Consider the following 6,733-nt stretch of genomic DNA (forward strand, 5'->3'; position numbering starts at 1 on the left):
GAGAATAAGGGCCTAAAAATTTACTTCATAATTCTGAATGTGCGGCCTCACAAATGACACGCCGTAACCATTCTATTCGAATCTTCTGCGGCAACTTCATCACCGATAAATAAACAGATTCTGGAACCTTAACCGCAAGTGGTTGTTTAGCTAATTTCTCTTGCGGCAAATCTGACACTGGCTTAAACTGCGCGGCAATAAACTCTTGTGTCAAAGTTGGATGGGGATTACCTTTGGACATAATACCTCCCGAGTAATACTGTTCAAAGATTGAGTTTGCAATTCGTAGTAGTTAATTTACTGAGTTTAGTAACTAAAACTTTGCCGGTTACCGGCAAAGTTGCTATAACAAAATCATATTACCTATTTATGTATTACTTGGAGTTTAACTGGTCAATATGAAGCAACTGGTGGAATTTGACTTAGAGGATGGTAACTCAATATTAGTGGAAGTAGAGGAGCCGGTCAAAAATGCAACCCAGCGTGTCTCCTTGTCTCCCAATCAAGTTGCTTACAGGGCAAGTCAAGCTTTTAATACTGCTGTCCGAAAAGCTATTCGTCCCACGGCTGTAGCTGTGGTTAATGAAATACGTGACTTGCCAGATCCACCCCAGGAAGTGGAGGTTAAGTTTGGTATGAAGTTGAGTATGTCCGTAGCAGCTGTAATTGCAGCAGGAAGTGATGCAAATTTTGAAGTTACCTTGAAGTGGACCAATCTCAAGAACTCATGAGTGGAGCTATGGAAGGTGCAATAGTTCGTATTTTAGCAACTTCAACTCCAGACTATGCTGTCGGTATTGGTGTCTTTGTTGGTGAGCGGCATGTTCTAACATGCGCACATGTAGTTGCTCAAGCCATAATCTATTCCGAGTTGGAAGAAACATCTCCAAAAAGCCCTGTCCTTTTAGAGTTTCCCTTCGTTGCACCTGGTCAGGTCGTAACAGCTACAGTTGTGTGCTGGGAGCCAGCAAAGCCTGACTTTTCTGGATCAGGTCCCGAAGATATTGCGGTGCTCAGATTGAGTAAGTCGATTCCACAAGGGGCTAAAAGCGTTTGCCTAGTCGATAGCATAGACACAAGTGGACATAACTTTAAAGTTTTTGGATGTCCTGAAACACATAACCGAAAAGGAGCATGGGCTAGCGGAAAGTTGGGGAACTTGCTTATAAATGGATGGATACAGGTTGAAGGCATTAGAATTCAAGGCTTCCAGATTGAATCAGGATATAGTGGGTCTCCAGTATGGGATCAAGAGCTTGAAGCTGTCATTGGGATCACAGTAGCTGCTGATATACATCAACCTGAACGCAAGGTTGGTTATGTAATTCCAACCAGAATGCTAATGGAAGCATGGCCAATATTAGCAGGATGGGTCTCATCCTCTGGAAAATCGTTGTTGAAAGAGAAAGCTGTTGTTTTGTCCTCTCCTTTTCAATGTGTAGGAGCCTTATCCAAAGACTCAAAAGTATATATTCCCAGGGATTGTGACAATAAGTTATCGGACAAACTTGATAAGAAAAGATTTATAGCGATTCAGGGTGATCATGGAATTGGAAAAACCAGCCTATTAAGACAGGTTAACAAAATGAGACTTTGTAGTGAAGATGGTTGGATGCTTTGTGACATAGATCTTCAAGGCATGAATACTGAAGACCAAAAAATATTTTTACGTGACTTATTTAATGAAATCTCGAGATCATTGAATGAGAAAGTAACAAATTGGGGAGAGATATATAGGATTTTAACAGCTAAATCTATAGTTTTTTGTATTGATGAATTTGGAACTCTGAATAGAGATTCAGCTTACCTTCTTATAAGGCATCTACATTGGTTGGCTGAAAAGCCAGACGCAAATATTCGAATTATTGTATGTTTAGATAGTAAAATTGATACTTTTATACGACAAGAGGTTGGAGCTACGAATCCTAAATATTGGAGGCATTGGGAAACAGTTTTGATTCAACCTTTTACACATTCAGAAATCGATAAGCTTATTAGTTTTCTCCCTCAAGATGCGTGGGAGGTTGCTTACGAGTCTAAAGAACTAATATATTCAAAGTCTTCTCGGGGGCAACCTAATCAAATTCAGTATCTATGTGAGAATTTATTCAAAAAAAGTGTTAATAACAAAGCAAGTAAGAGTGATTTTATAGAAATCATTAGTTCATCTGATAGTTATAGTCTGAATTTTGGATTATGAAGTATGACAATCCCTACAGAGCCTCTGGAACATTTACCGGAGAGTCTTATGTTGAGAGAGAAGCTGATAGTCAGCTTCTAAAGGAGATACTTCTTAATTCTCGCTATCCTTACATTTTAGCTCCAAGACAAAGTGGAAAATCTAGCTTAATTGCTAATACGATTAAGAAACTAAGAAAACAGGACTTTCTAGTTGTTTTTGTTGACTTAACAACTATAGATGATTCAAACTTTTCATCATATGAAAACTTCTTAAACGCTATTATTGAAGGAATAGATGAGTCTATTTTTTCATTGGAAGGGAGAAAATACAAAAAAGATAAATCAGGGTTGATTTCATATTTAAGGGAGATACTTCTTGTAGAAAAAAGAAGGGTCGTAATTTTCTTGGACGAAGTGGATAAGCTTATACCTTTCCCTTATAAGGATAATTTCTTCGGATTAGTTCGTTCTATCTATAATCGTAGAGCCAGGGATGATGAAAAATATTTTAATAATTTACAGTTTATCCTTTCAGGAACAGCAGAACCAATACAACTAATCTCTAAGCAACATGCATCTCCTTTTAATGTAGGCACACCTATTAAAATGAAGGAGTTATCTATTGCTGAAATTACTGGGTTAGTCAAGTATTTAGGTGAGTATTGGGAAATAAAAGAAGGCTTAGAAAAATATATTCATAGTTATACAAATGGATCAGTGTATTTGACGCAATTGATGCTTGAAAAAACCTGGTCTTTCCTCAGTCGCCAATTGCCTGATCAGGCAGACTCAAAGGTGATTATAAATCAAAAAATGATCGAAGAAATTGCGGATGATATAGTTAAAGAGGCTTCTGAAAATATACATTTTCTCAATATTTATTCCGGTATTACTAGTAGTCCAAATCTCCTTAAAGCATTCACAGATTTAGTTTCAGGACTTCAAGCTGATAGACAAGCTCTAAATAGCTTAAAACTGTTAGGCATCACTGATGGTGAAAGGCCTTATAGTAATTTTTTGTATGAAACTGTTTTCGGGCCATCAGGTACCTTAGACATTTTCGGGCCATCAGGTTCCTTAGACATACCGACTAAATCTAAAAATCCTCCACTAACAGCTACTTCAATTGCTACGCTGATGTTAAATACTGCGGAAGAATTAGGTGGGCGATTAGCTGAGGATAAATATATTTATTTATCTCAAAAACTACAGGCACTGAAACAGCTTGTTGGGAATAGGTTTCAAGGTCGTGCAAAAACTGTTTTAGCCCTTGCTGATCAAGGAAATGTTAGTGATAGTGATATCGAAACAGTCGCGAACTATTTAGGAGTTGCGATGGCTGAGGATGATAACTTTACTCAGCGGGTTTCGACGCTTGCACAAGAGATCCAACAAATTATCAGCATTGAGCAGCTCCGACCTGGGCAGAATGTCTTTGGAGGAGAGGGATCTCAGGTAAATAATCCTGATGGGCCCGTTTTTACGGGCAGTGGAAATACGATTAATATTACTACAGGCTTTTCAAAGTCAGATGGACAATCAACTCGAAACCTAGGGGTGCCGCGTCAAGTGCCCCCGCTACCGTCTCACTTTGTAGAACGTATAGAGCATCAGACGGCTATCAAACAGCTACTGGTGTGTGAGGACGCTAAGCTCGATACCTTGGTAGTAAGTGCCATTTATGGGCTAGGCGGTATTGGTAAATCTGTATTAGCCTCGAAACTTGCGCATGATCCTGAGATCCAGGCACGTTTCTTTGATGGTATTTTATGGGCTACTCTAGGGCAGCAGCCAGATATCTTGCCACTATTGAGTAATTGGATTCAAGAACTAGGCGATTACGATTACAAACCAACAGCTGTTGAGTCAGCCTCAAAGCATTTATTAACATTGTTATACGACAAACATGTTCTACTCGTTGTCGATGACGTTTGGCATCCAGAACACCTGGAACCCTTTCGCGTTGGTGGAAAAGGTTGTTGTGTTTTAGTCACAACACGTGAGGCCAGAATACCAGACGTTAAACGGTACGATCTGGATGTTATGACAGCGGACCAGGCACTGAAACTGATAACTCAAAAGCTATCTTACCCCTTGACTGATGATGAGCATCAGCAAGCGCTCACATTTGCGGAGCGGGTTGGGTATCTACCGCTAGCTTTAGAACTGGCCGCATCTCAGATCGAAGAAGGGGTGACCTGGTCTGAATTGTTAGACGATTTACAGGATGAAGTGGCACGTTTAGAGACCCTTGATATCTATGGCCGTGATGAAATCCGTGATGATGCCAAGCGTCGTAAATATAGTCTTTTGGCCTGTTTCAATCTGAGCTTGAAACAACTCTCGACAGAACAACTTCGTCAGTTTGCCTGGCTGGGTATCGTCCCTGAAGATGTGAGTCTGACTCAGGAAATGGCTGAAACCTTATGGCAAGTAACCTCTCGTCAATCGCGAGCAAATTTGCGCACCTTCAAATCTAAGGCACTCATCTTACAAGGGATCAAACAGGCCAATGGCCAGCCCACCTATCGCATGCATGACTTGATGCACGATCTAGCAGGTCGGTTACTCACCAGTCTACCTCAGCCTATTCAAGTAGGAGACTTACCCGGATTAGGCTTAACCAAAGCTGAGGCCCACAGTGAATTGCTGAATCGCTATCGTGCTAAGACGAAAAATGGTCAGTGGCACACGCTTGAGGATGATGGCTACATTTATGCTCACCTCACCTGGCACATGGAGCAGGCGAAACAACCCCAAGAGATTCATCGGTTATTACAAGTTAATAATGATCAAGGGCGTAATGGCTGGTATGAAGCCTGTGATGCCATTGGTAAACCTGCCGGTTTTGTTAACGACTTAGGACGAGCTTGGCAGTTAGCCATTGATGCCTATGAAGATAATCCAAGTGCATCTGTTACCTTGGTGTTTCGCTATGCCCTGATACGCGCATCAATCAACAGTTTGGCCAGCAATGTGCCCGCTGAGCTGATAGGAGCATTAGTTGAGAAAGGCGTATGGCAGGCTGCTCAAGGATTAGCCTATGCCCAACAAGCCCAGGATCCATGGCATCGAGCTGAATGTATTTCTGCCATCGTGCCCCATATGCCTAAAGCACTATTACCGGAGGTGCTAAAAACCATTGACCAAATCAATGATGCCGTCTATCGCTCCTACGTGCTCAGTAAGCTAGCAGAGAACTTTGCTGAGGTTTGGCCCACTGTCCTCGAAACGATTAAACAGATTCAAGACCGCTACGGAGAGCACCGAGAAGAAACACAAGGGTTCTCTTATCGAGCATTTGCCATTAGTCAAATAGCTAAACTACTACCATCACAATACCTGTCAGAAGCTATCGACATTACTCGCCAAATTCAAGATACCTCTGACCGAATCAGGGCTTTGACGGAACTCGCTAAACGAAGGGTCGAACTCTGGCCAAACGCGCTGGAAGTCACTCGACAAATCCAAGATGAATATTCTCGGTCGAGCGCCCTGAGTGCGATGGCTCAGCACCTCCCAGACCTCTGGTCAGACGCCTTGGAGGTCACGCGACAAATCCATGATGAATCTTTTCGGTCGAGCGCCCTGAGTGCGATGGCTCAGCACCTCCCAGAACCGCTCTGGCCAGACGCCTTGGAGGTCACGCGACAAATCCATGATGAATATTCTCGGTCGCGTGCCCTGAGTGCGATGGCTCAGCACTTCCCAGACCTCTGGCCGGAGACATTGGAGGTTACGCGACAAATCCATGATGAATATTCTCGGTCGCGTGCCCTGAGTGCGATGGCTCAGCACCTCCCAGAACCGCTCTGGCCTGAGACATTGGAGGTCACGCGACAAATCCATGATGAATCTTTTCGGTCGCGTGCCCTGAGTGCGATGGCTCAGCACCTCCCAGAACTCTGGCCTGAGACATTGGAGGTCACTCGACACATCCACGATGAATCTTTTCGGTCGCGTGCCCTGAGTGCGATGGCTCAGCACCTCCCAGAACCGCTATTGTCAGAAGCGCTGGAAGTCACGCAAAAAATCCAAGATGAATATTCTCGGTCGCGTGCCCTGAGTGCGATGGCTCAGCACCTCCCAGAACCACTCTTGCCAGAAGCCCTGGAGGTCACGCGACAAATTCAAGATGAATATTCTCGGGCACATGCCCTGCGTGAGATAGCTCAGCACCTCCCAGACCTCTGGCCTGAGACATTGGAGGTCACTCGACACATCCATGATGAATATTCTCGGGCACATGCCCTGCGTGCGATGGCTCAGCACCTCCCAGAACCGCTATTGCCAGAAGCGCTGGAGATGACGCGACAAATCCAAGCTGAATCTTATCGGTCGATTGCCCTGAGCGCGATGGCTCAGCACTTCCCAGGACTCTGGCCTGAGACATTGGAAGTCACTCGACAAATCCAAGATGAATCGTCTCGGTCGCGTGCCCTGAGTGCGATGGCTCAGCACCTTCCAGAACTCTGGCCCGAAGCCCTAGAGGTCACTCGACAAATCCAAGCTGAATCTTATCGGTCGATTGCCCTGAGCGCGATGGCTCAGC

Annotated in this window: 4 protein-coding genes; 3 read left to right on the plus strand and 1 reads right to left on the minus strand. The window is 43.7% G+C overall.

The features are described from left to right. Positions 1-25 precede the first annotated feature (25 nt). Positions 26-241 carry a hypothetical protein gene (locus DXZ20_RS32735; RefSeq protein WP_163702920.1) on the minus strand — a complete coding sequence of 72 codons (216 nt, stop codon included), beginning with the start codon at positions 239-241 and terminating at the stop codon, positions 26-28. 157 nt (positions 242-398) lie between these two features. On the opposite strand from DXZ20_RS32735, the gene DXZ20_RS32740 reads away from it, so the two are divergent. The 3 genes from DXZ20_RS32740 to DXZ20_RS32750 all read left to right on the plus strand — a co-directional run. Further along, positions 399-731, plus strand: a complete 333-nt coding sequence (locus DXZ20_RS32740; RefSeq protein ID WP_163702921.1) for a CU044_2847 family protein — start codon at positions 399-401, stop codon at positions 729-731. Between the two features lie 8 nt (positions 732-739). Then, positions 740-2,200: a trypsin-like peptidase domain-containing protein gene (locus tag DXZ20_RS32745; protein WP_163702922.1), complete on the plus strand. Its 1,461-nt coding sequence runs from the start codon at positions 740-742 to the stop codon at positions 2,198-2,200. Then, on the plus strand, positions 2,197-6,733 hold a 4,537-nt coding region (locus tag DXZ20_RS32750), incomplete at its 3' end, for an AAA-like domain-containing protein (protein ID WP_250566006.1). The genes DXZ20_RS32745 and DXZ20_RS32750, both read left to right, overlap by 4 nt.

Origin of the sequence: Adonisia turfae CCMR0081 (assembly GCF_011009555.1) — a bacterium.
Taxonomy (GTDB): Bacteria; Cyanobacteriota; Cyanobacteriia; order Phormidesmidales; family Phormidesmidaceae; genus Leptothoe; species Leptothoe turfae.

Bases quoted from the DNA above. Each gene is read 5' to 3' on its own strand.
- DXZ20_RS32735 (WP_163702920.1), bottom strand. From the start codon at position 241: ATGTCCAAAGGTAATCCCCATCCAACTTTGACACAAGAGTTTATTGCC.
- DXZ20_RS32740 (WP_163702921.1), top strand. From the start codon at position 399: ATGAAGCAACTGGTGGAATTTGACTTAGAGGATGGTAACTCAATATTA.
- DXZ20_RS32745 (WP_163702922.1), top strand. From the start codon at position 740: ATGGAAGGTGCAATAGTTCGTATTTTAGCAACTTCAACTCCAGACTAT.